This window comes from Streptomyces sp. WG7, from assembly GCF_049975785.1.
Classification (GTDB): domain Bacteria; phylum Actinomycetota; class Actinomycetes; order Streptomycetales; family Streptomycetaceae; genus Streptomyces.
This window is the reverse complement of record NZ_JBNGGE010000006.1, coordinates 110236-133707: the sequence shown is the minus strand read 5'-3', so window position 1 is coordinate 133707 and position 23472 is coordinate 110236. Positions and strand designations below refer to the sequence as shown.

The 23472-nt window shown below is 71.8% G+C and carries 22 protein-coding genes; 6 read left to right on the top strand and 16 right to left on the bottom strand.

Translation table 11 applies throughout. The annotated features are described in order from the left end of the window. The first annotated feature begins 223 nt into the window (after positions 1-223). Positions 224-829: a TetR/AcrR family transcriptional regulator gene (locus tag ACP4J0_RS09230; RefSeq protein ID WP_426598135.1), complete on the top strand. Its 606-nt coding sequence runs from the start codon at positions 224-226 to the stop codon at positions 827-829. 139 nt (positions 830-968) lie between these two features. On the opposite strand, the gene ACP4J0_RS09225 is transcribed toward ACP4J0_RS09230, so the two are convergent. Genes ACP4J0_RS09225 through ACP4J0_RS09215 form a run of 3 tightly spaced genes read right to left on the bottom strand, consistent with a single transcriptional unit; the run spans position 969 to position 4575 of the window. Continuing rightward, positions 969-2966, bottom strand: coding sequence for a PKD domain-containing protein (locus ACP4J0_RS09225; protein ID WP_426598134.1), 1998 nt, complete (start codon positions 2964-2966; stop codon positions 969-971). Between the two features lie 20 nt (positions 2967-2986). Continuing rightward, positions 2987-3640 (bottom strand): TetR/AcrR family transcriptional regulator, encoded by a 654-nt coding sequence (locus ACP4J0_RS09220; protein ID WP_426598133.1) that lies wholly within the window; start codon positions 3638-3640, stop codon positions 2987-2989. Positions 3641-3642: 2 nt separating this feature from the next. Continuing rightward, positions 3643-4575 carry an enoyl-CoA hydratase/isomerase family protein gene (locus ACP4J0_RS09215; protein ID WP_426598132.1) on the bottom strand — a complete coding sequence of 311 codons (933 nt, stop codon included), beginning with the start codon at positions 4573-4575 and terminating at the stop codon, positions 3643-3645. Positions 4576-4625: 50 nt separating this feature from the next. On the opposite strand from ACP4J0_RS09215, the gene ACP4J0_RS09210 reads away from it, so the two are divergent. Both ACP4J0_RS09210 and ACP4J0_RS09205 read left to right on the top strand, forming a co-directional pair. Beyond that, positions 4626-5645: a CoA transferase gene (locus tag ACP4J0_RS09210; protein ID WP_426598131.1), complete on the top strand. Its 1020-nt coding sequence runs from the start codon at positions 4626-4628 to the stop codon at positions 5643-5645. After that, positions 5639-6886, top strand: coding sequence for an amidohydrolase family protein (locus ACP4J0_RS09205; RefSeq protein WP_426598130.1), 1248 nt, complete (start codon positions 5639-5641; stop codon positions 6884-6886). Before ACP4J0_RS09210 ends, ACP4J0_RS09205 begins: the two co-directional genes overlap by 7 nt. A gap of 12 nt (positions 6887-6898) precedes the next feature. Here the strand turns inward: ACP4J0_RS09205 and ACP4J0_RS09200 are convergent, their stop codons facing one another. The 13 genes from ACP4J0_RS09200 to ACP4J0_RS09140 form a co-directional block, all read right to left on the bottom strand. After that, positions 6899-7669 carry an SDR family NAD(P)-dependent oxidoreductase gene (locus tag ACP4J0_RS09200; protein ID WP_426598129.1) on the bottom strand — a complete coding sequence of 257 codons (771 nt, stop codon included), beginning with the start codon at positions 7667-7669 and terminating at the stop codon, positions 6899-6901. Positions 7670-7672: 3 nt separating this feature from the next. Next, positions 7673-8821 carry an acyl-CoA dehydrogenase family protein gene (locus tag ACP4J0_RS09195; RefSeq protein ID WP_426598128.1) on the bottom strand — a complete coding sequence of 383 codons (1149 nt, stop codon included), beginning with the start codon at positions 8819-8821 and terminating at the stop codon, positions 7673-7675. A gap of 14 nt (positions 8822-8835) precedes the next feature. Beyond that, complete coding sequence (locus ACP4J0_RS09190; protein WP_426598127.1) at positions 8836-9972, bottom strand: thiolase family protein; 1137 nt, start codon at positions 9970-9972, stop codon at positions 8836-8838. Continuing rightward, positions 9969-10781: an enoyl-CoA hydratase/isomerase family protein gene (locus ACP4J0_RS09185; protein ID WP_426598126.1), complete on the bottom strand. Its 813-nt coding sequence runs from the start codon at positions 10779-10781 to the stop codon at positions 9969-9971. Before ACP4J0_RS09185 ends, ACP4J0_RS09190 begins: the two co-directional genes overlap by 4 nt. After that, complete coding sequence (locus ACP4J0_RS09180) at positions 10778-11965, bottom strand: CaiB/BaiF CoA transferase family protein (protein ID WP_426598125.1); 1188 nt, start codon at positions 11963-11965, stop codon at positions 10778-10780. The genes ACP4J0_RS09185 and ACP4J0_RS09180 overlap by 4 nt, the downstream gene beginning before the upstream one ends. Next, a complete protein-coding gene (locus ACP4J0_RS09175) occupies positions 11958-13547 on the bottom strand; it encodes a FadD3 family acyl-CoA ligase (protein ID WP_426598124.1) in 1590 nt (529 codons plus the stop codon). The genes ACP4J0_RS09180 and ACP4J0_RS09175 overlap by 8 nt, the downstream gene beginning before the upstream one ends. Before the next feature lie 13 nt (positions 13548-13560). Further along, complete coding sequence (locus tag ACP4J0_RS09170) at positions 13561-14709, bottom strand: acyl-CoA dehydrogenase family protein (protein WP_426598123.1); 1149 nt, start codon at positions 14707-14709, stop codon at positions 13561-13563. Beyond that, entirely contained in the window at positions 14706-15704 is a 999-nt protein-coding gene (locus ACP4J0_RS09165; protein ID WP_426598122.1) for an acyl-CoA dehydrogenase family protein, read from the bottom strand. The genes ACP4J0_RS09170 and ACP4J0_RS09165 overlap by 4 nt, the downstream gene beginning before the upstream one ends. 2 nt (positions 15705-15706) lie before the next feature. After that, positions 15707-16507: an enoyl-CoA hydratase/isomerase family protein gene (locus tag ACP4J0_RS09160; protein ID WP_426598121.1), complete on the bottom strand. Its 801-nt coding sequence runs from the start codon at positions 16505-16507 to the stop codon at positions 15707-15709. Between the two features lie 116 nt (positions 16508-16623). Beyond that, complete coding sequence (locus ACP4J0_RS09155) at positions 16624-17391, bottom strand: FadR/GntR family transcriptional regulator (protein WP_426598120.1); 768 nt, start codon at positions 17389-17391, stop codon at positions 16624-16626. A gap of 68 nt (positions 17392-17459) precedes the next feature. After that, entirely contained in the window at positions 17460-18227 is a 768-nt protein-coding gene (locus ACP4J0_RS09150) for an SDR family NAD(P)-dependent oxidoreductase (protein WP_426598119.1), read from the bottom strand. Positions 18228-18317: 90 nt separating this feature from the next. Further along, positions 18318-19484 (bottom strand): acyl-CoA dehydrogenase family protein, encoded by a 1167-nt coding sequence (locus tag ACP4J0_RS09145; RefSeq protein WP_426598118.1) that lies wholly within the window; start codon positions 19482-19484, stop codon positions 18318-18320. 150 nt (positions 19485-19634) lie between these two features. Continuing rightward, a complete protein-coding gene (locus ACP4J0_RS09140; RefSeq protein ID WP_426598117.1) occupies positions 19635-20444 on the bottom strand; it encodes a TetR/AcrR family transcriptional regulator in 810 nt (269 codons plus the stop codon). A gap of 167 nt (positions 20445-20611) precedes the next feature. Between ACP4J0_RS09140 and ACP4J0_RS09135 the strand changes: the two genes are divergently transcribed. The 3 genes from ACP4J0_RS09135 to ACP4J0_RS09125 are packed head-to-tail and all read left to right on the top strand — an operon-like array spanning position 20612 to position 23422. After that, complete coding sequence (locus tag ACP4J0_RS09135; protein WP_426598116.1) at positions 20612-21466, top strand: acyl-CoA dehydrogenase family protein; 855 nt, start codon at positions 20612-20614, stop codon at positions 21464-21466. Beyond that, positions 21463-22620 carry an acyl-CoA dehydrogenase family protein gene (locus ACP4J0_RS09130; protein WP_426598115.1) on the top strand — a complete coding sequence of 386 codons (1158 nt, stop codon included), beginning with the start codon at positions 21463-21465 and terminating at the stop codon, positions 22618-22620. The genes ACP4J0_RS09135 and ACP4J0_RS09130 overlap by 4 nt, the downstream gene beginning before the upstream one ends. Positions 22621-22630: 10 nt before the next feature. Then, on the top strand, positions 22631-23422 hold the full coding sequence (locus tag ACP4J0_RS09125; protein ID WP_426598114.1) for an enoyl-CoA hydratase: 792 nt from the start codon (positions 22631-22633) through the stop codon (positions 23420-23422). The last annotated feature ends 50 nt before the right edge of the window (positions 23423-23472 follow it).

Sequence of the window (23472 nt, the reverse complement as noted above, 5' to 3'; positions counted from 1 at the left end):
GGGAGGGAAGGTGCGGAAGACGCCGGTAGGCCTTCGTAATGAGAGCGTTACCTTCGAGTTGTGTGTCCGCGGAGCGTTGGCATTCTTGGGGTGCGTGGCTCTCGGCGCGAAAAGCAACCGCGTGGTAGATATTGGGCGGCCGTGATGAGCGGACAGGAGTCGAAGCTCGGAAAGAGCGTCGGAAATGGTGCCTTCGGGGTGCCTGGGGAGAGAGGCGTTGGCCGTGGGGCAGGCAAAGTCACGGGGACCGTATGCGAAGACGGCGGCACGGCAGGCGGAGATCCTGCGCGCGGCACGTGACAGCTTCGCCGAGCGCGGTTACGCGGCCGCCTCGTTGCGGGACATCGCGGAACGGGCCGGCATCACCCATGCCGGGTTGCTGCATCACTTTCGCAACAAGGAGGAACTGCTCGCCGCCGTGCTCGCCCAGAGGGACGCGGAGGAGTGGCAGGAGGGCAGGACGGAGGTCGACAGGCAGGCCGAATCGCTGGGCCGCTACCTGGTGAACGTCCTGCTCCGTCACCAGAAGTCTCCGGAACTGATGCGTCTGTGGCTCGAATTGACCGCCGCGTCGTCCCGCCCCGACCATCCCGCGCACGACTACTTCGTGGATCGGTACGAGCGCAGCCGTGTGCACCTGACGCATGCGACCCAGGAGCAGTCGGTGCGAGGTGAACTTCGCGAAGGGCTTTCGCCAAAGCAGGCGGCGGTTCTTCTTCAGGCCGTGCTCAACGGCTTGCAGATGCAGTGGCTGCTCGACCCACGCATCGATCTCGCCGATGCGGTCAACGCCTTCCTGGAGCTGATCCACGCCCCAGGTGATCGGTGATTGCCGGAATCGTCATGTGACGGGCATCGAGCGTGTCGCCCATGGCGCCACGGGCCCCGGGCCCGTGGCCTTCCCGGGGGTCGTTCAGCGCTTGTTGGGGCGGTGGTCCCCGGGCAAGGTCACGGGACGAATCCTTTCGTCAGTCGCCCACGACGATCCGGGCCCGCGCCAGATTGCCGATGCGGCCGAACAGTGTGTCCGCGTCCGCGTCGCGCTGTGCTGTGACCCGCACGGTGGCGAAGTGGGTGCCGGGCGCCGAATAGGTGTGGTGCCGCTCCAGGGTCAGCCGGGAGGCGGGCTCGACGAGGTCGTCGATCTCGTACACACCGTCCCCGTCCAGGTCCCACTGCACCCGCACGATCCTGCCGGCTCCCGGCGGGGATTCGACGGTCGCCACCAGGGCCACGCGGGAGCCGGCGGGCACGTCGGCCCTCGCGCCTCCGTCGACGTCGAGGCGCACCACCGGTTGGACACCGCCGCGGTCGGTGGCGGAACCCGGCACGACGACCTGTCCGTCACTGATCCCGTACCGGGTGCTCGGGGCCGGGCGTATGCCCTTCTCCACCCAGTCGGCCAGCTCGCGCAGCGCCTCGTGCAGCACGCCGAGGTAACTGACGGTGGAGGTCGGGTGTTCCTGCCGTTCCGCGTCGGCGTGCAGCGCGTTGTCGACGTACCAGAGCCGGAAGTGGTCGTCGAAGGCGTCCCCGAGGTGCTCGGCGGCCTTGCCGCGGTACCAGTCGGCCTGCCACGGGAAGGCTTCCCGGTCGAGCAGGCAGGACACGACGATCATCTTGCCGGTGAACTTCCCCGTGGGCACGTGCCCGGCAGCGGACGCGGCGAACATCGGGGCGAGCAGGAACGGCCGTTGCGGAGGTATCGCGCCACCGGCGGAGTCCCGGAACTGGTCCCACGCCGCATACTCGGGCCCCGGCACCTGATGGCGGTGGTAGGTCTGCGCCGCGAGGAAGTTGCTGTTGTCCACGCGGACGGTGTCACCGGGACGTACACCGCTGAGGGAGCGCTCGGTGTCAGGCATGTCGATGACGGCGAGGTCCTGCCGGAAGCCCTTCAGGCGCAGCCGGGTGCCGGCCGCGGCGCCGCTGGTGACGGTCAGTTCGGCGCCCACGGTCTCGGTGCCGGGAACGGAGGTCAGGCGTAGCGCGACGACGGTGCCGCCCTCGCCCGCGGGCCCCTTGAACGCCTCGTCCACGCCGCCCTGCGGAGCTTCGCCGGCTTCCGTGAAGGGCCCGAGATCAGGGACGTCACGTCTCAGGAGGACGCCGCCGACCGTGCCGTCGAAGCGGACGCGGTCGCGATGGATCGAGGAGTCGGGGTCGGCGCCGAGGTGCCCGGGCTCGGTCCAGAACTCCTCGAAGTACCCCGGGTCCGCGGCGACGATGTGCGGATACAGCGTGCCGAAGGCGTGTGTCCCCATGGTGCGGTGCCCGAACCAGGAGCGGATCGGGAAGCCCATCCGCGTCACCTCGGTCAGCGCGGCGCTCTCCTCAGCGGTCAGGCCCTCGTGGGGGTCACCGCTGCCGCCGGGTTCCACCGCGTCCACGATCCGGTCGAGCTTGTGGCGCAGCACCCGCTGGGCGTGCATGCGCACGGCGAAGACGTTGGGAGCGGCCATCGGGCTGCCGGGGACGTAGGGGACGAAGCCGTCCCACACGCCTTCGGTGTTCTCCGCGCACCCCATGGTCCGGAAGGCGCCGCCGCTCCCTCCGTAGGCGTACCCGTAGGGGCGGTGGTCGTCGTCGTACACCTGATGGGCTATCAACCGCGAGTACTCCGCGGTGGCGGCGTTGGCCCGGTAGCCGGCGATGGTCGGGTCGGTGTCGGAGCCCGGTGTGCCGGACGGCCCGCCGCCGTTCGTCTCCAGGAAGTAGCCGCCGGCGCTGAAGGCGAACGCGATCTTGTCCTCCTCGCCGGTGGCGGACTGCGCGAGGTGCTCGCTCTCGGGAACCGGGGTGATGTGCTGGAAGAAGCGTCCCTGGTAGATCTCAGGGGGAGGGAAGTAGAGGGAGAAACGGGTGTCGGTGCCCTTGAAACCTCCGTGTATGTAGCGGTGGGGCTGAGGTGAGTCGCGCCGTTCGTCGATGTCCACGTAGGGGCTGTCGAAGGTCTGTGCCGTCACGTGTATCTGCTTCCGTTCGCTCAGAGGCCGTAGTCCGGCCGGTTGAGGGCGGCCAGTCCCTCGATCCAGTTCTGGCCCGTGAGGCGGCGGACGCCTTCCACCAGCGCTCGACCGCAGTCGAAATCCGGGTCACTGAGGTGTGCCAGGACCAGGCCGTCCCAGAGTGCGAGAACCTGCCGGGCCGCATCGCCCGGATCCAGACCGGGATGGGCAAGTCCGTCACGCTGCCTTCTCGAGATCATCTCCGTCCAGACGGTCAGCGCGCGCTCCGTGCGACGGGCGAAGTACTCCGCTGCCGGGTGGTTCGGCGTGGCGGCCTGGCCGCGCAGCTTCACGAACAGACGCAGTCGCCGTACGTGTGCCGACACCGCGGCATTCGCGACGGTGCGCAGGGCGTCGAGGTCGAGCGTCAGTTCTCCGTCCCCAGCGGTGGCCAGGCCCAGCTCGAGGTCGTCGGAGCGGTCAAGGGCGGCGACGAAAAGGTGCTCCTTGGTCGGGAAGTGATAGAGCACCGTCGGTTCGCTCGATCCCGACCGGGTGGCGACGAGCGAGATGGTGACTCCTTCGTGGCCCAACTCGTCGACCAGCTCCAGTACCGCGAGTGCGATGCGCTCCCGACGTTCGCGGGACCGTTGGTACGGGCCGCGCTTTCGTGGGCGTGTGTCGGCATCCATGGTCAGCGGGCCTCTGTGACCTCGTCCACCAGGCCCCAGCGCAGTGCGTCCGGCGCGGCCAGCGGGGCGCCGGAGAGCGCCAGGTAGGCGGTCCTTTCCCGGCCGACGCGGGCCGGCAGGCTCGCCGTGCCACCCGCGCCGGGGATGAGGCCCATCCCGATCTCGGGCAGCCGTATCACCGTGTCCGCGGTGGCGGTCACCCGCCCGGCGAATGCCGCCAGTTCGATGCCCGCGCCCACGCAGGCCCCGTGCAGGTGTGCGCTCACCTTGTCCGCGCAGCGCAGGAGCAGTGCCGCGGGGCTGCGGGACACCCGCACCCGGTGCGCCTGCGCGGTGTCCCGTGAGGTGCCGAACTCGGTGAGGTCGCCCCCGCTGCAGAACGCCGGGCCGGTGCCGCGCAGGTCGACCCGGGTGATCGACGGGTCGGCCGCGGCGACTTCCAAGGCTTCGCAGAGGGCGTCCCGGGTGGCCGCGTCGAAGGCGTTGCGTGCCCAGGGGCGGTCCAGTACGACGCTCAGCCGGTCGCCGTGGCGATGGAGCCGTACCGGTTCCTTCGCGGGGCGTGGTGTACGCGGCGGGGCGGCGGCCAGCCAGGCGCGGAAGTCTGCACCGCCCTGGAGGGCCGAGTACGCGAGGGACTCGACCAGCAGCCTGTCCGGCGGGAGAAGCGCATGCCCCATGCGGAGCACCTGGACCAAGGCCAGGGAGGCGGTGGGGTGTCGGCTCACTGCCTCGCCGATACGGCGCGCGGTGAGGTGCGGATCAGCACACGCCACCCAGGGGCGCGGCGCATCGGAGCCGGCGGTCAGAAGGAGGTCGAAGCCGACCGGCGCCTGCCCCGGCCGGGCGGCCACGCCCACCACGACCTCGTCGTGCGCAGGCGACGGTGGCGGTGTCGAAGGCGTTATGTCGATCACGCAGAACGGCGACTCCATGACCATCCGAGTGTAATGTGAATCTCTCCTAGGAGAAGGGTGTTTGCGCGATGGATAATGCCACTCTCGACCGGTGGGTGTCGTCCACCGCGACCAATCTCGGTCCGCTGCGTGCCGTCGTCGGTGACTTCACGGCCCGCACCGGCGTCGCCGTCGACCTGCCCACGGCTCTCTTCCTGCGGGCACGGCTCGCCGGGCTCCCGCCGCCGGGCCGCATCTCGGCCGGTGGCTCCTGCCGACTCCTCGGAACCGCCGACGGATGGGCCGCAGTCAACCTGGCCCGTGCGGCCGACCACGCGTCCCTTCCCGCGCTGCTCGCCCTCCTCGCCGCCGGCGACACGGACCTGTCCGGCGCCGCCTGTCGAACCACCGCCTCCCGACTCGCCGACGCCGCCCAGACGGTGGGCATCCCGGCCGCCGCGCTCGGAGCGGCCCGTTCCCTCCGCGGCCCCGTCCGCGCACGCTCCTACGGCGGACGACGATCCCGCCCACTCGCTGGGCTGCGCGTGCTCGACCTCTCCGCCCTCTGGGCCGGGCCCCTGTGCGCGCGGTTGCTCCATCTGGCCGGGGCACACGTCACCAAGGTGGAGAGCACCACCAGACCTGACGGAGCACGATGGGGGAACCCGGAGTTCTACCGCTGGCTGCACGACGGACACGACAGCCTGGTGCTGGACTTCGCCTCCGGAGCCCTGGCGGACGCCGTGGAGCGGGCGGACATCGTCATCGAGGCGTCCCGGCCCCGCGCCCTGCGCCGACTCGGGGTGTACGCCGAGGAGTTCCTGGCCGCGCGTCCCGGGCGGGCCTGGGTGAGCATCACCGGATACGGCCGCGACGACGACCGGATCGCCTTCGGGGACGACGCGGCGGTGGCCGGCGGACTGGTCGGCCGCGACGCGCACGGCGATCCGGTGTTCCTCGGTGACGCCCTCGCCGACCCCGTCACCGGCCTGTACGCCGCGCATGCCGTCGTCCGCTCCCTCGCGTCCGGCGGCGGGGAGTTGCTGTGCGTGTCCATGGCGGCGTGTGCCGCGGCGCTCGCCGCCTCCCGGACGGCGGTGCCGTGCTGATCCGGAACGTGGAGGTCGAAGGACGGGCCGGTCTGGACGTGCGGGTCGGCACCGACGGCCGGATCAGGGAGATCGGTCGCCGCCTGCCCGGAGAGGAGCAGATCGACGGACGCGGCGGGGCGCTGCTGCCCGGACTGCACGACCACCACGTGCACCTGACCGCGCTCGCCGCGGACGCCGCCTCCGTCCGGGTGGGCCCCGCCGAGGTGAGCGGACCGGACGGACTCCGGGCGGCCCTGCGTACGGGGCGGCCGGGGGAGTGGGTGCGGGCCGTCGGCTACCACGAGAGCGTCGCGGGGGACCTCGACCGCTCGGCGCTGGACGCGCTCGTCGCCGACCGGCCCGTGCGGGTGCAGCACCGCAGCGGGGCGATGTGGTTCCTGAACACGGCAGCGCTGCGGGCGGCCGGGCTGGACGGCGACGGCCGCCTGTGGCGGGAGGACGAGCGGCTGCGCCACCTCGTGCCGCCGGTACGGCTGGACCTGGAGCGGCTGGGCCGGCGGGCCGCGCGACTCGGCGTCACCGGCTTCACCAACGCCGACCCGCACCCGGCGCCCGGCCTGCGAGGGACGCTGGCGGTCCTGCCGCAACGGCTCACCGTCATGGGCGTCGACCCACCCGTGAAGATCCTGCTCGACGACGCCACCCTGCCGGCGCCCGGCGACCTGGCCGCCGGGGTGCGCGCGGTACGGCCCCGTCCGGTCGCCGTGCACTGTGTCACCCGCGTGCAGTTGCTCGTCACGCTGCTTGCCCTGGAGGAAGCCGGACCGGCCGCCGGGGACCGTATCGAGCACGGTGCGGTGATCCCGGCGGAGACCGTCCCCTGGATCGGACGGCTCGGCCTGACCGTCGTCACCCAGCCGCACTTCCCGGTGGAGCGGGGCCGCGAGTACGCCACCGAGGTCCACCCCGACGACCGGCCCCACCTGTACCGGTGCCGCAGCCTGGCGGAGGCGGGCATCCCGCTCGCCGCCGGGACCGACGCGCCCTACGGCACCGACGACCCGTGGGCGGTCATGCGGGCCGCCGCCGGACGCGACGACGGTGAGAGCCTGACACCAGAGGCCGCCCTTCGGCTCTTCCTCGGCGCGCCCGACCGTCCGACCCGGGTCCGTAGGCTGACGGCGGGCGCGCCGGCCGACCTGTGCCTGCTCCACGTACCGCTGCGCGAGGCCCTCGGCGTCCTGTCCGCCGACACGGTGCGGGCCGCATACGTGGGGGGCCGGCCGATCACCCCCTGAACCACCGTGTGCTTAGACGCTGTAGCCGCCGTCCACGCCCAGGGCCTGCCCGGTGATGAACCCGGCGCGGTCGGACGCGAGGAAGGAAACGGCCTCCGCGATGTCCTGAGCCCGACCGAACCGGCGCATCGGGATGCTGCGCCGCGTCACGGCGAGGGCGTCCCCGTCCAGCTCGCCGGTGCTGATCAGCCGGCCGGCGATGCCGTCCGTGAGCATGCCCGGGGCGACGCAGTTCACGCGGACGCCGTACCGTCCCTCCTCCGCGGCTAGCGCCCGGGCCACCGCCTCGACCGCGCCTTTGGCGCCGGAGGACAGCCCGTCCCGGACTGGGTACCGGCGGGTGGCGACCGTCGTCACGGCGACGACACTGCCCTTGCTCTCCCGCAGCAACGGCAGCGCGGGATGGACCAGGTTGAAGAAGGCCACGGCGTCGGCCTCGAGCTGGGCGCGGTACCGCGCGGGCGTCACCTTGCTCAGATGCGTCATCGGTACGTGCGGTCCGGCCGCGTAGACGAGTGTGTGCAGGCCGCCGAAGTGCTCCGCGGCGGCACGCACGGCACGTGCCGTAGCCTCCTCGTCGGTCAGGTCGAGCCCGGTCGCCGAGACCCTGCGCCCGCAAGTCTCGACCTCTTCGGTCAGTGCCCGCGCGGCCTCCTGGTTGGCGCGGTAGGTGAACACCACGTCGCTGCCGCGTTCGGCCAGCATGCGGACGATCGCCGCGCCGATGCCGCCGGTGCCGCCCGCGATGAGGGCGACACCGGGACGGGACGAGAAGTCCTCCATGCCTCACAACCCCAGGGACTTGGCGATGATGACCTTCATGACCTCGCTGGTTCCGGCGTAGATGCGGGTGATGCGGGCGTCCGCGTACAGCCGCGCGATCGGGTACTCCAGCATGTAGCCGTAACCGCCGAAGAGCTGCAGGCAGCGGTCGACGGCGCGGGCCTGCGTCTCGGTGCAGAACAGCTTCACCTTGGCGGCGTCGGCGCCGGAGAGGCGGCCGTCGACCAGTTCCAGCACCGCCCGGTCGAGGACGGCCTGTGCCGCCTCCACCTCGGCGGCCACGGCGGCGAGTTCGAACTTCGTGTTCTGGAAGGAGGCGACGGCGGTGCCGAAGACCTTCCGTTCCTTCACGTACGCGAGGGTGGTGTCGAGCGCGGCCCGCGCCTGTGCCACGGAGCCGACCGCCACCGTCATCCGCTCCTGCGGCAGGTTGTGCCCGAGGTAGCCGAACGCCCTGCCCTCCTCGCCGAGCCGGTTGGCGACGGGCACCCGGACGTCGTCGAAGGCCAGCTCCACGGTGTCCTGCGCCTTGATGCCCATCTTGTCCAGCACCCGTCCGCGCATGAATCCGGGCATCCCGTCCTCGACCACCAGCAGGGTCAGTCCCGCCCGCCGGTCATCGGGGTCGTGCGAGGTGCGCGCCACCACGATCACCAGATCGGCCAGAAGGCCACCTGTGATGAAGGTCTTCGCGCCGTTCAGGACGTAGGTGTCCCCGTCGCGTACGGCGGTCGTACGGATGCCCGCGAGGTCCGAGCCGGTGCCGGGTTCGGTCATCGCTATGGCGGTCAGGAGGCCGCCGGAGGCGAGGCCGGGGAACCAGCGCTCGCGCTGCCGCGGGTTCGCGTAGGCGAGGAAGTAGGGGAGCACGACGTCCAGTTGGGTGCGGACCGTGCCCAGGGTGACCAGGGCGCGGACCGCTTCCTCCTGGAGGACCACGTTGTAGCGGTAGTCGGTCTGACCGCCTCCGCCGTACTCCTGCGGTATCGCCATGCCCAGCAGGCCGAGCGAGCCCAGCTGTTCGAAGAACGAGCGGGGCAACCGGCCGGCCTTCTCCCACTCGGAGTAGTGCGGGACCACCTCTTTGGCCACCACGTCCCGGACCAGTTCCCGGAAGTCCTCGTGGTCGGCGGTGAAGACGTCTCGGCGCACGGTGACTTCCCTCCTCAGTCGGCGAGTTCGACGACGGTGGCGTTGGCGGTTCCGCCGCCCTCGCACATGGTCTGCAGGCCGTAGCGGATGCCGTGTTCGCGCATGTGGTGGATCATGCGGGTCATCAGCACCGCGCCCGACGCGCCCAGCGGGTGGCCCAGCGCGATGGCGCCACCGAGGGGGTTCAGCAGCTCAGGGTCGGCGCCGGTCTCGGTGAGCCAGGCCAGCGGTATCGGGGCGAACGCCTCGTTCACCTCGAAGACGCCGATCTGCCCGAGCGAGACGCCCGCCTTCCGCAGGACCTCCTCGGTGGCCGGGATGGGCCCGGTCAGCATCAGCACGGGGTCCGAGCCGACGACCGCGCCCGCCCGGTAGCGGACCAGGGGGGCGAGCCCGAGTTCCCGCGCCTTCTCCGCCGTGGTCACCAGCAGGGCCGCCGCTCCGTCGGAGATCTGCGAGGCGTTGCCCGCGTGCAGAACCCCGTCCGCCTCGAACGACGGCTTCAGCTTCGCGAGCGTCCGCACGCTGGTGCCGCGCCGGATCCCCTCGTCGCTTCCTACCCCCGCCACGGGCACGATCTGCGCGTCGAACGCCCCGGCGTCCTGCGCGGCCGCCGCCCGCTCGTGGGACTGCGCGGCGTACGCGTCGAGCCGGTCCCGCGTGAACCCCCACTTCCGCGCGATGCGTTCCGCCGAGATCCCCTGGTTGAAGGAGAAGTGGTCGTACCGGTCCAGGACGCGCGGGCCGTACGGCATCCCGTCCGCCTTCGCGGCCCCCAGCGGTACCCGGCTCATGACCTCGACGCCACCCGCCACCACCACGTCCTGCTGCCCCGACAGGACCGCCTGCACCGCGAAGTCCAGCGCCTGCTGGCTCGACCCGCACGCCCGGTTGACCGTCGTCCCCGGAACGCTCTCCGGCCAGCCCGCCGCCAGCACCGCGTACCGGCCGATGTTGCTCGACTGGTCGCCGATCTGCGACACGCAGCCCCACACGACGTCGTCGACCACCTCCGGATCGATTCCCGTCCGCTCTGCCAGGGCCCTCAGCACGGCGGCGGACAGGTCCGCCGGGTGGGAACCCGCCAGACCACCGCCCCGTTTGCCGACGGCGGTGCGGACCGCACCGACGATCACCGCTTCCCGTGTCATGTCCGGTCCTCCGATCGTCCGGCCGCCCTGCCGGGCACCGCCCAGCGGCCGGTGAAGTGGGCATCACGTCCCTCGGCGAAGGCCGCGTACGCCTCCGGCGCGTCGGCGGTCGCGAAGTTCACCGCCTGCGCCCGCGCCTCGCCGACGAGAGCCTCCCGCAGGGTGTGATCGGCGCCCTCGTTCAGCAGAGCCTTGGTCTGTGCGAGTGCGACCGGTGCGCCGGCCACCAGACGGGTGGTGAGGTCGTCCACGAAGGCGTCCACCTCCCCGGTGCCCACCACCCAGGTCACCAGATTCAGGGCGCGGGCCTCCTCGGCGTCGATGGTCTCCGCCAGCAGCGCGAGGCGCTTGGCCTGCTGAAGGCCGACGAGCCGGGGCAGCAGCCAGGAGCCGCCGCAGTCGGGGGACAGCCCCCGGCGGGTGAAGATCTGCGAGAACGTCGCCGAAGGGGTCGCCACGACGAGATCGCAGCCGAGCGCGAGGTTCCAGCCCGCGCCCACGGCCACCCCCGTCACCTTCGCGACCGTCGGCACCGGCAGCTCGTGCAGCAGCAGCGTCACCTCGGTCAGCGTACGCATCCGGTACACGGGGTGGACGTCACTGAGCCCTTTGGAGATGTCGGCGCCCGAGCAGAACGCGCCGCCCGCCCCGGTCAGCACCAGCGCCCGCACACTGCGGTCCCGTCCGGCCTCCTCCAGGGCCGCGCGCAGCGCCTCCCAGAGTCCGGCGTCGATCGCGTTCCGGCGGTGCGGCCGGTTCAGGGTGAGGGTGCGTACGCCGTCGGCGTCGTCGACGAGGAGACCGGTCACCGCACGGCCCCCTGCGCACGGAGCGCCGCGATCTCCCCGTCGGTGAGCCCGAGTTCGCCGAGTACGGCGTCCGTGTGCTCGCCCAGTGCGGGCACCGCGCCCATCGGCGGCTCGTACCCGGCGATGACGGGCGGCGGCAGCAGCGCGGTCACCGGCCCGCCGGGCGTCGCGATCTCCCGCCAGCGGTCGCGTGCGGCCAGCTGCGGATGGGCCAGGACGTCCCGCTGGGTGTTGAAGCGGGCGTTGCCGATGCCGGCGGCGTCCGCGCGCTCCTGCACATGCCTCAGGTCGTGGCGAGCGCACCAGGCGGTGATCGCGGCGTCGAGGACGGCCCGGTGCTCGACCCGGCCCGCGTTGGTCCGGAAGCGTTCGTCGTCCGCCAGGTCGGGCCGTCCGAGCAGGTCCCGGGCCAGACGCTGCCACTCGCGGTCGTTGGTGGTCCCGAGGACGACCGTCTGTCCGTCGGCGGTGCGGTAGGCGCCGTACGGGGACACGGCGGGCGAGCCCATGCCGAGCGGTTGCTGCTCGACGCCGGAGTGCCGGGTGTACGTCAGCGGATAGCCCATCAGCTCCGTCATCGTGTCGAACAGGCTCACCGAGACCGAGGCGGTGGGCCGGCCCCGCCCTTTGCCGTGCAGCAGGGCGAGGACGGACAGCGCCGCGTACAGGCCGCTGCACACGTCGGCCACCGGCGGTCCCGGCTTGGCGGGCGCCCCCGGGTGCCCAGTGACCGCGCACGCGCCCGACTCGGCCTGCACGAGCAGGTCGTAGGCGCGCTTGTGCGACAGGGGCCCGCCGGGTCCGTATCCGTCGATCTCGACGGCTGTCAGGCCCGGGTGGCTGACCTCCAGATCGGCGGGGGACAGGCCCAGCTTGGGGGTGGTGCCCGGGGCGAGGTTGGAGACCAGCGCGTCGGCGCGGTCCAGCAGCCGGTGCAGGACGGCCAGCCCGGCATCCGACTTGAGGTCCAGCGCGACCGACTCCTTGCCCCGGTTGACCCACACGAAGTGGGCCGCCAGACCGCCCACCACGTCGTCGTAGTGCCGGGCGAAGTCGCCGCCCGCCGGGTTCTCCACCTTGATCACCCGGGCGCCGAAGTCCCCGAGCGTGCGGGTGCACATCGGCGCCGACACGGCCTGCTCCAGCGCCACCACGGTGACACCGGCCAGCGGTCCCTCACTCATCGGCGCTCCCCTCCCGGTACCGGGCGCGCAGGTCGTCCTTCAGGACCTTCAGACTGGCGTTGCGCGGCAGCGCGTCCACGAACCGCACGTGCCGGGGCACTTTGAAGTTGGCCATGTGCTCCCGCGCCCACGCCACGACGTCCTCCTCGGTGGGGCGGGCGCCCGGTGCGGGGACGACGAAGGCGCAGCCCACCTCGCCCAGGCGCGGGTCGGGCACGCCGACCACCGCGACCTGTGCGACTCCCTCGCAGCCGAGCAGCAGTTTCTCGATCTCGGCCGGGTAGGCGTTGAAGCCGCCGACGATGTACATGTCCTTCTTGCGGTCGACGATCACCAGGTTGCCGGACGCGTCCAGGTGCCCGACGTCACCCGTGCGCAGCCAGCCGTCGCCGTCGATCGCCGCGGCGGTGGCCTCCGGGTCGTCCCAGTAGCCGCGGGTGACGTTGTAGCCGCGCACCTGTATCTCTCCGTCGGCGTCCGGTGGCACCCGTCGTCCCGAGGGGTCGGTGACGCGGACCTCGACGTCCGGGATGGGACGGCCGGTGGTGCGGGCCACCGTCTCCTCCGTGTCGCCGGTCCGGGTCGTGGTCGCCAGTGCGGTGGACTCGGTGAGCCCGTAGGCGCTGAGCACGATGTCGAAGGAGAGGTCCTTCTTCATGGCGCGGATCAGGGATTCGGGGATGGTGGAACCGCCCGTCATGGACAGTCGCAGGGACGACAGGTCGCGGTCCGGGCGGCCGGGGTGGTGCAGCAGGTCGTGGAAGATGGTGGGCGGCCCGAGCAGGATGCTCACCCGTTCCCGTTCGATCAGCTCCAGCGCCCGCCCCGCGTCGAAGACGGCCATCGGGATCACCGTCACCCCGTGCAGGAACGAGGCGAGCCAGCCCGCCTTGTAGCCGAAGCAGTGGAAGAACGGCGGGATCACCAGGAAGCTGTCCGAGGGTGCGAAGCCGTACTCGCGGGACATCCAGCCGTAGGCGCGCAGGGACTGCCCGTGGGTGAGCATGACGCCCTTGGGATGCCCGGTGGTGCCGGAGGTGAACATCACGTCGCTGACGTGGTCCGGGGTGAGCCGGTCGATGGCCTCGTGCGCGCCGGCGCGGTCCGCTCCCAGGCCGAGGAACTCGTCCCACGTCAGGTCGGCCTCGCCGCGCTTGCCCAGCAGCGACACGGTGGTGCGCAGCGCGGGCAGCTCCGGGTCCGCACGCTTCAGGCCGGCCACGTAGTCGTTGCCGAGGAAGGACGCCGCGGCGAACAGGGCCTTGGCCTCGGACTTGCGCAGGATGTAGGACAACTCCTCGGCCTTGAACCGGGTGTTCAGCGGTACGACGATGCCTCCGGCACCCTGGATGCCGAGGGCCGCCACGATCCACTCCACCGAGTTCGGCGCGCACAGTCCGACCCGGTCGCCCGGCTCGATGCCAAGAGCCATCGCGGCGGCGACGGCCTGCACCATCTGGTCCTTCAGCTGCCAGAAACTCAGGCGCTGGTCCCCGTCGACGAGGGCGGGAGTGTCCGCGAACCGCCGGGCGGCGGTTCTGACCATGTTCGGGATGCTCTGGTGTTCCTGGTCGTGTCGCATGACGGGACTCCGTTCAGCCGCGGCCGTCGGCCGGCAGGCGCAGCAGCCGCTTGGCGATGATGTTCCGCTGGATCTGGGACGTCCCGCCGTAGACGGACGCGGCCCTGGAGTAGAGGTAATCGCCGAAGACCTCCCCGCCCTCCCCGTGCAGTTCCTCGGGGAACACCTTCAACGCCGTGTCGTACAACCGCTGTTCGGCCCGGGTCATCAGCAGTTTGTCGACGGACGACTCCGGGCCGGCCACCCGCCCCGCCAGCCGCTCGGCGGTGCGGCGCCGGGCGTGGGCGACCAGTACCTGGTAGTCGACGACGCACCGGCCGATGTCCGACAGCAACCCGTCCGCAAGGGCCGTGCGGTGCTCGCGTGCGCGGTGGCGCAGCCGCTCGATCAGCAGGCCGTACTTCGACAGGTGGCCGGTGTCGAGGGCGTTGCGCTCGTACGCCACGGTCGTCATCGCCAGCGGCCACCCGTCGCCCTCGGCGCCGATGCGCTCGGACTCCGCCAGGCGGACGTCGTCGAGGAACAGTTCGCAGAACTCGTCGTCGCCGTTGGCCGCGCGCAATGGGCGTACGGTCACGCCCGGCCGGTCGAGGGGCAGCACGAACGCCGAGATCGAGGCATGCGCGGCGGCGTCCGGGCCGGTGCGGGCCAGGAGCAGGCAGAGATCGGAGTACTGGGCGTAACTGGTCCACAGCTTCTGCCCGTTGAGGGTGTAGTGGCCGTCCGCGCCACGCTCGGCGCGGGTGCTCATGCCGGCCAGGTCCGAACCCGCGCCCGGCTCGCTGAAGCCCTGGCACCACACGTCGTCGCCCGCGAGCATGCGCGGCAGCAGCAGGCGCCGCTGTTCCGCGGAGCCGAACTCCAGCAGGGCGTGGGCGAGATATCCGATGCGGGGGACGCCGGGTGCGCCGCGCGCTCCCAGTTCGTCGCTGACCGCGACCTGGTGCAGCGCGGTCAGTCCGCGTCCGCCGTACTCCCGCGGCACGTCGAGACCGACCCAGCCACCGGAATGCAGTATCCGGTGCCAACGGTGCAGGAAGACGGGGACCGGCTCGTCAGCGTCGCGCTCGGGGAGCGGGTGCTCGGCGAGCCAGGCGCGGAAATCACGGCGCAGGCGCTCCAGGTCGGCGGGATCGCCGAAGTCCAGCGGGAGGCCGGTCATCGTGTCACCTCCGGGGCGGCCGTAGTGGTGGCGAAGGGCTCGGCCAGTGCGGGCAACAGGTCCGCAGTGGTCGCCAGCAGGCGGGCGCCCACCAGAACCCGGCGCAGGTACAGGTGGGCGACGTGCTCCCAGGTCTGGGCGATGCCGCCGAGCACCTGCATGCCGGCGTACACCGCCTCGACCGCGGAGGCGTTCACCTCTGCCTTCGCCACCCGAGCCGCCGTGAGCGCCCGGTCCGCGGGCTCGTGGTCCAGGCACCAGGCGGCGTACCGGGTGGCGCTTGCGCACGCCTCGACCAGGACCGTCGCGTCGGCGAGAAGGTGCTGCACGGCCTGGAAGGAACCGATCGGGCGCCCGTACTGGCGACGGTCCCGGGAGTAGTCCGTGCTCAGGGTGACGAGCGCGTGTGCCGCGCCGACCAGTTCGGCGGCCACCACGACCAGGGCGTACGCCTGCCAGCGCTGCCGGGCCTCGACGGTGAGCCGTCCGATGACCTCCCCGCCGTCGCCGGTCCCGGAAGCCTCGCGTACGTGGCGCAGCAGGTCGGCGGTCCGCACGGGCGGTCCGAGGGCGACCCGCCGTACCGTTCCGTCGGGAGCGACGTGCAGCGCGCAGTCGGCGGCGTCGCAGTCCCAGGCGGCCGGCGGTGCCGGGTCCGGGCCGGGGAAGCGGAGGTCTCGGGCGAGGGCGATCGTCGGGCGGGACGCCGGGGCCGGGGTCCCGAGCAGACGCAGCAGCTCCGGGGCGAGGAGGGCGGTGCCGAGCAGGGAGGTGGTCAGGGGGTGTCTGCCGTGTTCCTCGGCGAGCAGCGCGCACTCCTGCACCGTCGCGGCCGGCGGGGAGGTGCGGCGCAGTTCGCCGAGGCCCAGCTCGTCCAGCGCGTGCTGCGCGGCTGTCCGGGACTGCGGCTCGATCTCGTCGGCGGAGCCGACGCGGTGCCGGAGCGCGAACGACCGCAGCATGTCACGGACCAGGGTGTACTCCTCGGTCTCCATGCTCACTCCTCCTCCGGGGCGGTGGCGCGACGGGATGCGCGGGCGGCCAGGCCGGTGATGACGCGGATGTGGTCCGGGCTGGTCATCGTGGACCGTTCGGCCTGCAGGGCCGCCTCCATGCCGCCGCGCGTCACCTGCTCCACCACCGCGGCCAGCGCGGCCTTGGTGGCGCGCAGCGCCTCCGCCGGCTGGGCCGCGAGCCGGTGGGCGAGTGCCAGGGCCTCGTCCATCAGCTGCCCGGCGGGCACCGTGCGGTTGGCCAGCCCCAGGGCGACCGCCGTGGCCGCCGGGATCCGGCCGCCGGTGAACAGGTACTCCTTGACCCGCAGCAGGCTGGTCAGCAGCGGCCACAGGGTCACTCCGCCGTCGCCGGCCACCAGGCCGACGGAGACATGGGGGTCGGCGAGGTAGGCGTCCTCGGCCATCAGGACCAGGTCGCAGCCGAGGGCCAGGCTGCAACCGAGTCCCACAGCCGGGCCGTTGACGGCCGCGACCACCGGGAGCGGGAAGCGGATCATCTCCGTCTGGATGGTCCGGTCGAGCCGGATCGAACGCTCGCGCAGTTCCGGGTCGTCGTGGTGACGCAGCAGGTGGTCGAAGTCGCCTCCGGCGCTGAACGCCCGTCCCGCCCCGGTCAGCACGACCGCCCGGGCCTCGGTGTCCTGCGCCAGCTCCCGCCACACCTCGGACAACCGGCGATGCAGTTCCTCCGAGACGCCGTTGAGTCGCTCGGGCCGGTTCAGTGTGACGACGCGGACATCGCCGTCGGCGGCCACAGTCAGGACGGGGCTCACGTCGCTCATGCGGTGATGGTAGTAAAGGTCAGACCGATACTGTCAATGGCATTGCCTCAGTTGGAGAATCTAATTCTCGCCCAGGTGTGCGCGGTCCGTGGTCGTGCGCGTTCCGGGAAGGGGCGTCAGTCGCCGGAGTCCGGCAGGTCCACCAGTTCGCGTCCGTCGACCTCGGCGGCGGCGCGGGCGAAGCCGCACACATGACGGCTCATCCGCCGGTGCGCCGCCTCCGCGTCGCCCGCCCGGATCGCCTCCGTGATCCGGGCGTGGGCATGGGCCGTGAGCTGACGGATACGCAGGTCGAGGAACCGCGCCAGGTCCGTGGACGCGTGGATCGACTCCGAGAGCGCGCCCAGGAAGCCGATGAGCAGTTCGTTGTCGCCCGCCCTGGCCACGGCGTTGTGCCACTGGATGTTGGCCCGCAGGAACCGCGGCAGGTCCTCGCCCGCCCCGACCAGCTCGGCGTGGGCGGCGTCCAGATCCGCCAGGTCCCGCTCGGTCCGTCGTCTGGCCGCGAGTGCCGCGCACGCCGGCTCGATCGCCTCACGGGTCTCGTGCAGCGCCTCCAGCCGGATGCGCTGCCCCCGGATCACCAGCCGCACCGTATGGGCCAGCGACTCACGCCCGGGCCGGTGCACGAAGGCCCCGCCCCCACGCCCCGGCCGTATCTCCACCAGTCGTTCGACCTCCAGGATGCGCAGCGCCTCCCGTACCGTCGCCCGGCTCAGCCCGGTCTGCTCCACGAGCTGGCGTTCGGGCGGCAGCGCCGTGCCCTCGCCGAACTCCCCGGACAGGATCCTCTCCCGAACCTCGGCCGCCAGCACGTCCGACGCCTTCGGGACGGTGAGCGTCTCGAAGCGCGGGGTGGGCGGGGTGGGTTCGGCGCTGGACACGGTGCGGGCCTCTCGTCGGGCGTTCTGCTTTTCGGCTGAACCATTCAACACAGCCGACGAGGCGCCTGTCACATGACCATGCCCCCGTCCACGGGCAGCACCTGCCCGGTGACGAACGAGGCGGCGTCCGAGGCGAGGAAGACGAACGCCCCGGCGACCTCGTCGGGTTCGGCCCACCGGCCGAGCGGGATACGGGCGAGCATCCGCTCCGCGAACTTCGGGTCGGTGCGGATGGTCTCGGTCATCGGGGTCGCGGCCAGCGGTGCCAGGGCGTTGACCAGGATGCGCTTGCGCGCCAGCTCCCGGGCGAGCGACTTGGTGAGGCCGACGATGCCCGCCTTCGCCGCCGAGTAGTTCACCTGGCCGAGGGTGCCGGTCAGTCCGGCGGACGACGTGACGTTGATGACGCGTCCGGTCCCGTCCGTCGGCAGGTACGGCAGGGCCGCCTGCGCGCAGTGGAAGGCGCCCATCACATGGACCTCGATCAGCCGCCGCACGGAATCCTCCGTCAGCCTGTCGAACATGGCGGGCGCGGTGACCCCGGCGTTGTTGACCAGGATGTGCAGGGTCCCCTCGGCGAGTGCGGCGGCTGTGGCCACGGCGCCGTCGGCGGCGGCGCGGTCCGTCACGTCGAGCGCCGCGCCCTCGGCGGTCAGCCCCGCCGCGGTCAGCTTCCCCGCCACGGCCGCCGCCGCCCCGCCGTCCACGTCGGTGACGAGCACGGCCGCCCCGGCACGGGCCAGGGCGCCCGCCACGGCGGCGCCGATCCCGCCCGCCGCCCCGGTCACCAGCGCCGAGCGCCCCGTGAGGTCGAACAGGTCCGTACGTCCGGTCATACCGGGCTCCTCCTCGTAGACACGAACTCGTACTCACGAAGACTCAGTACTCGCGAAGACTCAGTACTCAGACTCAGTACTGATGAAGACTCAGTAACTGCGGGGCAGTCCCAGCGTGTGGGACCCCAGGTAGTTCAGGACCATCTCCTGGCTGACCGGCGCGATCCGCATCAGCCGGGCCTCCCGGAAGAGGCGGGCCACGGGGTACTCCTCGGAGTAACCCATCCCGCCGTGCGTCTGCAGGGACCGGTCGGCCGCGGTGAAACCGGCGTCCGCGCACAGGTACTTGGCGGTGTTCGCCTCCCTCCCGCAGGGCCGCCCCCGGTCGTACAGCCAGGTCGCCTTGCGCAGCACCAACTCCGCGGCGTCTAGGCGGGCGAGCGAGTCGGCGAGCGGGAACTGGATGCCCTGGTTCATGCCGATGGGCCGGCCGAACACCTCCCGCTCACGGCCGTAGCGCACCGCCCTGTCGAGGGCCACCCGGCCGATGCCGAGGGCCTCGGCGGCGATCAGCATCCGCTCGGGATTCAGACCGTCGAGGAGGTAGCGGAACCCTTGGCCCTCCTCGCCGACCCGGTCCCGGACGGGGACGCGCAGCTCGTCGATGAACAGTTCGTTGGAGGTGACGGCGTTGCGGCCCATCTTCGGGATGGGGCGAATGTCCACGTGGTCGCGGTCGAGGTCGGTGAGGAACAGCGTCATGCCGTCCGTCGGCTTCGCCACCTCCTCGCGCCGCGTCGTGCGGGTCAGCAACAGGATCTTCTCCGACTCCACCGCCTTGGAGATCCACACCTTGCGGCCGCTGACCACGTAGTGGTCACCGTCCCGCCGCGCGTACGTGGTGATGCTCGTCGTGTCCAGGCCGGCGCCCGGCTCGGTCACGCCGAAGCAGACGTGCAGATCTCCGTCGGCGATGCGGGGGAGCGTGCGGCGCTTGAGGTCCTCGGAACCGTGCACCACGACCGGGTGCATGCCGAAGATGGACAGGTGGATGGCGCTGGCGGCGTTCATCCCGCCCCCCGAGCGGGCCACCTCCTCCAGCAGCAGCGTGGCCTCGGTGATGCCGAGCCCGTGGCCGCCGTACTCCTCGGGCATCGTGATGCCGAGCCAGCCGCCGCGCGCGACGGCTGCGTAGAACTCCTCGGGGAAGGTGTGGTCGCGGTCCTTCTCCATCCAGTACCGGTCGTCGAAGTCGCGCAGCAGGCCGGCCACGGCCTTGCGGATCGTCTCCTGGTCGTCGGTCAGCTCGAAATCCACGGCGGGGAACCCCTCTGCCGGACGCTGATGTGTGAAACATATCAAAGGTCAGACCGAAAGGGAGAGTCAACTACCTGGACGTGGGCGGTACTTGTCCGGCATGCGGGAAGGGCCCGCCGGAGCGAGCCCTTCTTCGTGTCGGTGCCGGCGTCAGCCCTTGGTCGCCGTGGCCTTCCTGCCCGTGGCCTTCTGCGCCGCCGTCTTCTTGACGGCAGGCGACTTCTTGGTGGCAGATGCCTTCTTGGCGGCGGGCGTCTTCCTGGCTCCGGCCGAGTCGTCGCCGGCGGCCCCGCCCGATCCGCTGATGCCGCCCAGGCAGAACGCCCAGACATCCTCCGCGCCGATCCGGGAGGGCTGCGCGCCGACGGGGGCGGCGGGCGCCTGCGCCGTGAACATCGCCGTCTGCATGATCAGGGATGCGGTGCGGCGGGGCCGGGGCGCGACGGCCACACCCGCCTCGACCGCGTCCTCCACCAGTTCCGTGAACAGAGCCAGCAGCGGCAGGTGCGCGGTGGCCACCTGGTCCGGGTGGCTGACCAGCAGCTGGATGGCGAAGTCGGTGAAGAGCGGGGACTGCTGCCCCTCACGCGGCGTGGAGGCGTCGTACAGCAGGTCGACGGCGACCTTGAGGCGCTCCAGCGGGTCCGTCACGGTCGTGATCCGCTCGCGCATCTCGACCGCCGACTTCGACAGCGCGTCCTCGAAGAGGGCGAGCAGCAGCTCGTGCTTGCCGTCGAAGTGCTGGTAGAAGCTGCGCAACGACTGGCGGGAGCGCTCGACGACCTCCTGCACCGTGACATCGGTGGTGCCCTTGTCGGCGATCAGCTCCTGGGCCGCGTCCAGGAAACGCTGTACGCGCTGTTCTGCGCGGAGTTTCGCGGCCCGGGTGGACCGCTCGACGGCACGCTGCCGCCATGCGGGCTCAGGGGGCTCGACCGGTTCGGCGGGGACGACACTCATGGGAAGAACGGTACTCCACGTATGTGAAAAGAGACGGCACTCCCCCTACCGAATCGCGCTCCGCGCGAAGCGAGACTCTTACTTCCTAGTAGTGAGAATGATATTCTCGCACCGTGTGTTGCCGCACAGGGCGCCGCCGGGACGGCGGGAGAGAGCGGAGGCCGGGCGTGGAGTTCGAACTCGACGAGGAGCAGCGCATGCTGCGCCGCACGGTGCGCGAGACGGTCGCCAAGGTGCGCACCCAGGGTGAGGAACGGCAGTGGGACACCTACCGCGCTCTCGGCTGGCTGGAGGCGCCACCGCTGGAGCTCGTCCTCATCCTGGAGGAGCTGGGATACGCGGCCGATCCCACCCCTTTCCTCGCCACGGCGACCTGGTTCGCCCCCCTTGCCGGCCGCCTGCCGGAGGGCAGCGGTACGGCCGTCTTCGACGGTGCCGGCCGCTACGTCCTCGACGCCGACCGAGCCGACGAGGTCGCGCTGCTCACGCCGGAGGGCGTCACCGTCGTGCCGGGCGCGCACCTGACCGCCCGACGTGTGGAGGTCCTCGACCCGCACCTGCACGTCGCGCACGTCGACGCGGGCCCGCTCGCCGCCGCCGTTCCCGACCTCGCCCTCACCGGCCTGGCCGCCACCGCGGTCGGTGCCTGCCGCCGCGTCCTGGACCTGGTCCTCGCCCACGTGAAGCAGCGCACCCAGTTCGGCCGCACGCTGGGCTCGTTCCAGGCCGTCAAGCACAAGGCGGCCGACATGCACGTGGCCGTCGAGCGGGCCCGTGCCCTCACCCACTTCGCCGCGCGCGCCCTCGCTGAACAGGACCCGCGCCGCACCCAGGCCGCGCACATGGCCAAAGCCGCGGCGGGGGAGTGCCAGCGCCTGGTCTTCCGGCACGGCCTGCAGCTGTTCGGCGCCATGGGCTTCACCTGGGAAAACGAACTGCAACTGCACCTGAAGCGGGCCCAGGCCTGCGACCTGCTGCTCGGCACCGCGTCCGCCCACAGGAAGGCCCTGCTGTCCGCATGAAGCTCGCCGACGACCCCGAGGTGGAGGAGTTCCGTGCCCGGTTCGCCGCCTTCCTCGACACGCACCTGCCCGCCGAGGCCCAGGCCCGCGAACGCGCCCGCTCCAGCGCCCACATCCCCGACTGGGCCCGCCGCTGGCAGCGCACCCTGTTCGACCACGGCTGGCTGCTCCCTGGCCGGCCACCCGAGTACGGCGGCCGGAACGCCACCCTGCCCCAGCAGCTCGCCCACCTGGAGGAGCTGGCCCGCCGCCGGATCTACCACAGCTTCAACCCGCAGGGACTGGGCATCATCGCCGCCTCCCTGCTCTCCTTCGGTACCGAGGAGCAGAAACGGCGCTGGGCCGTGCCGATCCTGCGCGCGGAGATCACCGCCGCGCTCGGCATGAGCGAACCCGAGGCCGGCTCCGACCTGGCCTCGCTGCGCACCCGGGCCGTCCTCGACGGCGACACCTTCACGGTCAACGGGCAGAAGATCTGGACCTCCGGCGCCCACGACGCCGACGTCCTCCTCACCTTCGTGCGGACCGACCCCGACGCGCCCAAGCACAAGGGTCTCAGCGCGCTGCTGATCCCGACCGACACTGACGGCGTCGTCCGTCGGCCCTTCGGCTCGATCGCCGCCGAGGACGACCACGACTTCAACGAGGTGTTCCTCACCGATGTACGCGTGCCTCGGGCGAACCTGCTGGGGCCGCTGGGCGAGGGCTGGCGCGTGGCCAACGGCTCCCTCGGTCACGAACGCACCCTGCTGTGGCTCTCCTACGCCGAGCGCCTGGAGGACCTGGTCCGTGACGCCGCGGACGTCGGTGCCGGACAGGAGTGGTACGCCACCCTCCTCATGGACCTGACGGCCCTGCGCCTGCTCGGCCACCGGCAGCTCGGCCAGGACCGCGACCCGGCCGAGATCTCGGTGCTGAAACTCTTCGGCTCCGAGGCCGTGCAGAGCGCCTCCCTGCACGCCCTGGAGGCGCATGGCGCCGACGCGCTGGTGCACCCCGCCCGCACCGGCCCGTACCACCACATGCACCACGAGGACTTCGTCTCCAGCTGGTTCGAGCGGTATGCCCGCAGCTTCGCCGGCACCATCGCCGGCGGCACCAGCGAGATCCAGCGCAACATCATCGCCGAGCGCATCCTCGGCCTACCGCGTTAGGACGCCGGTCATGGACCAGATCCTGTACGAAGCGGGGGACGGCGTCGCCGTCATCACGCTCAACCGCCCCGAGGCCGCCAACGCCCAGACCATGGCCCTCCTGGACGACCTGGACGCCGCCTTCACCCGCGCCGCCCGGGACGAGGAGGTGCGCGTGGTCGTGCTGCGGGCCAACGGCCGCCATTTCTCCGCCGGGCACGACCTGAAGGACCGCTGGCCCGGCCCCGACGAGATCACCCTGGAGTGGATCTACGACGCGGAGACCCGCCGCTACCTGGAGTACTCGCTGAAGTGGCGCAACATCCCGAAGCCCACCATCGCCGCCGTGCAGGGCAAGTGCATCGCCGCCGGACTCATGCTGTGCTGGCCGTGCGACCTGATCGTGGCCGCCGAGAACGCCGAGTTCTCCGACCCGGTGGTGCACATGGGCATCGGCGGCGTCGAGTACCACGGGCACACCTGGGAACTGGGCCCCCGCAAGGCCAAGGAAATCCTGTTCACCGGCCGGCCGCTGACCGCCCGGGAGGCCGAGCGGACAGGCATGGTCAACAAGGTCGTCCCGCTCGACGCCCTGGACGACACGGCCCGTGAACTGGCCGCGCGGATCGCGACGATGCCGCCCTTCGGGCTGCGCCAGGCCAAGCGGGCGGTCAACCAGACCCTGGACGTCCAGGGCTTCTACGCCGCGCTCCAGTCCGTCTTCGACGTCCACCAGACCGGTCACGGCAACGCGCTCAGCGTGGGCGGCTTCCCGATCCTGACCCGTCTCGACGACATGAAGCAGCGCATCAAGCAGGGCTGAGGACCACATCACCCGGGGGGACGGCCCGTGCCGGAGTCCAGGCGACTCCG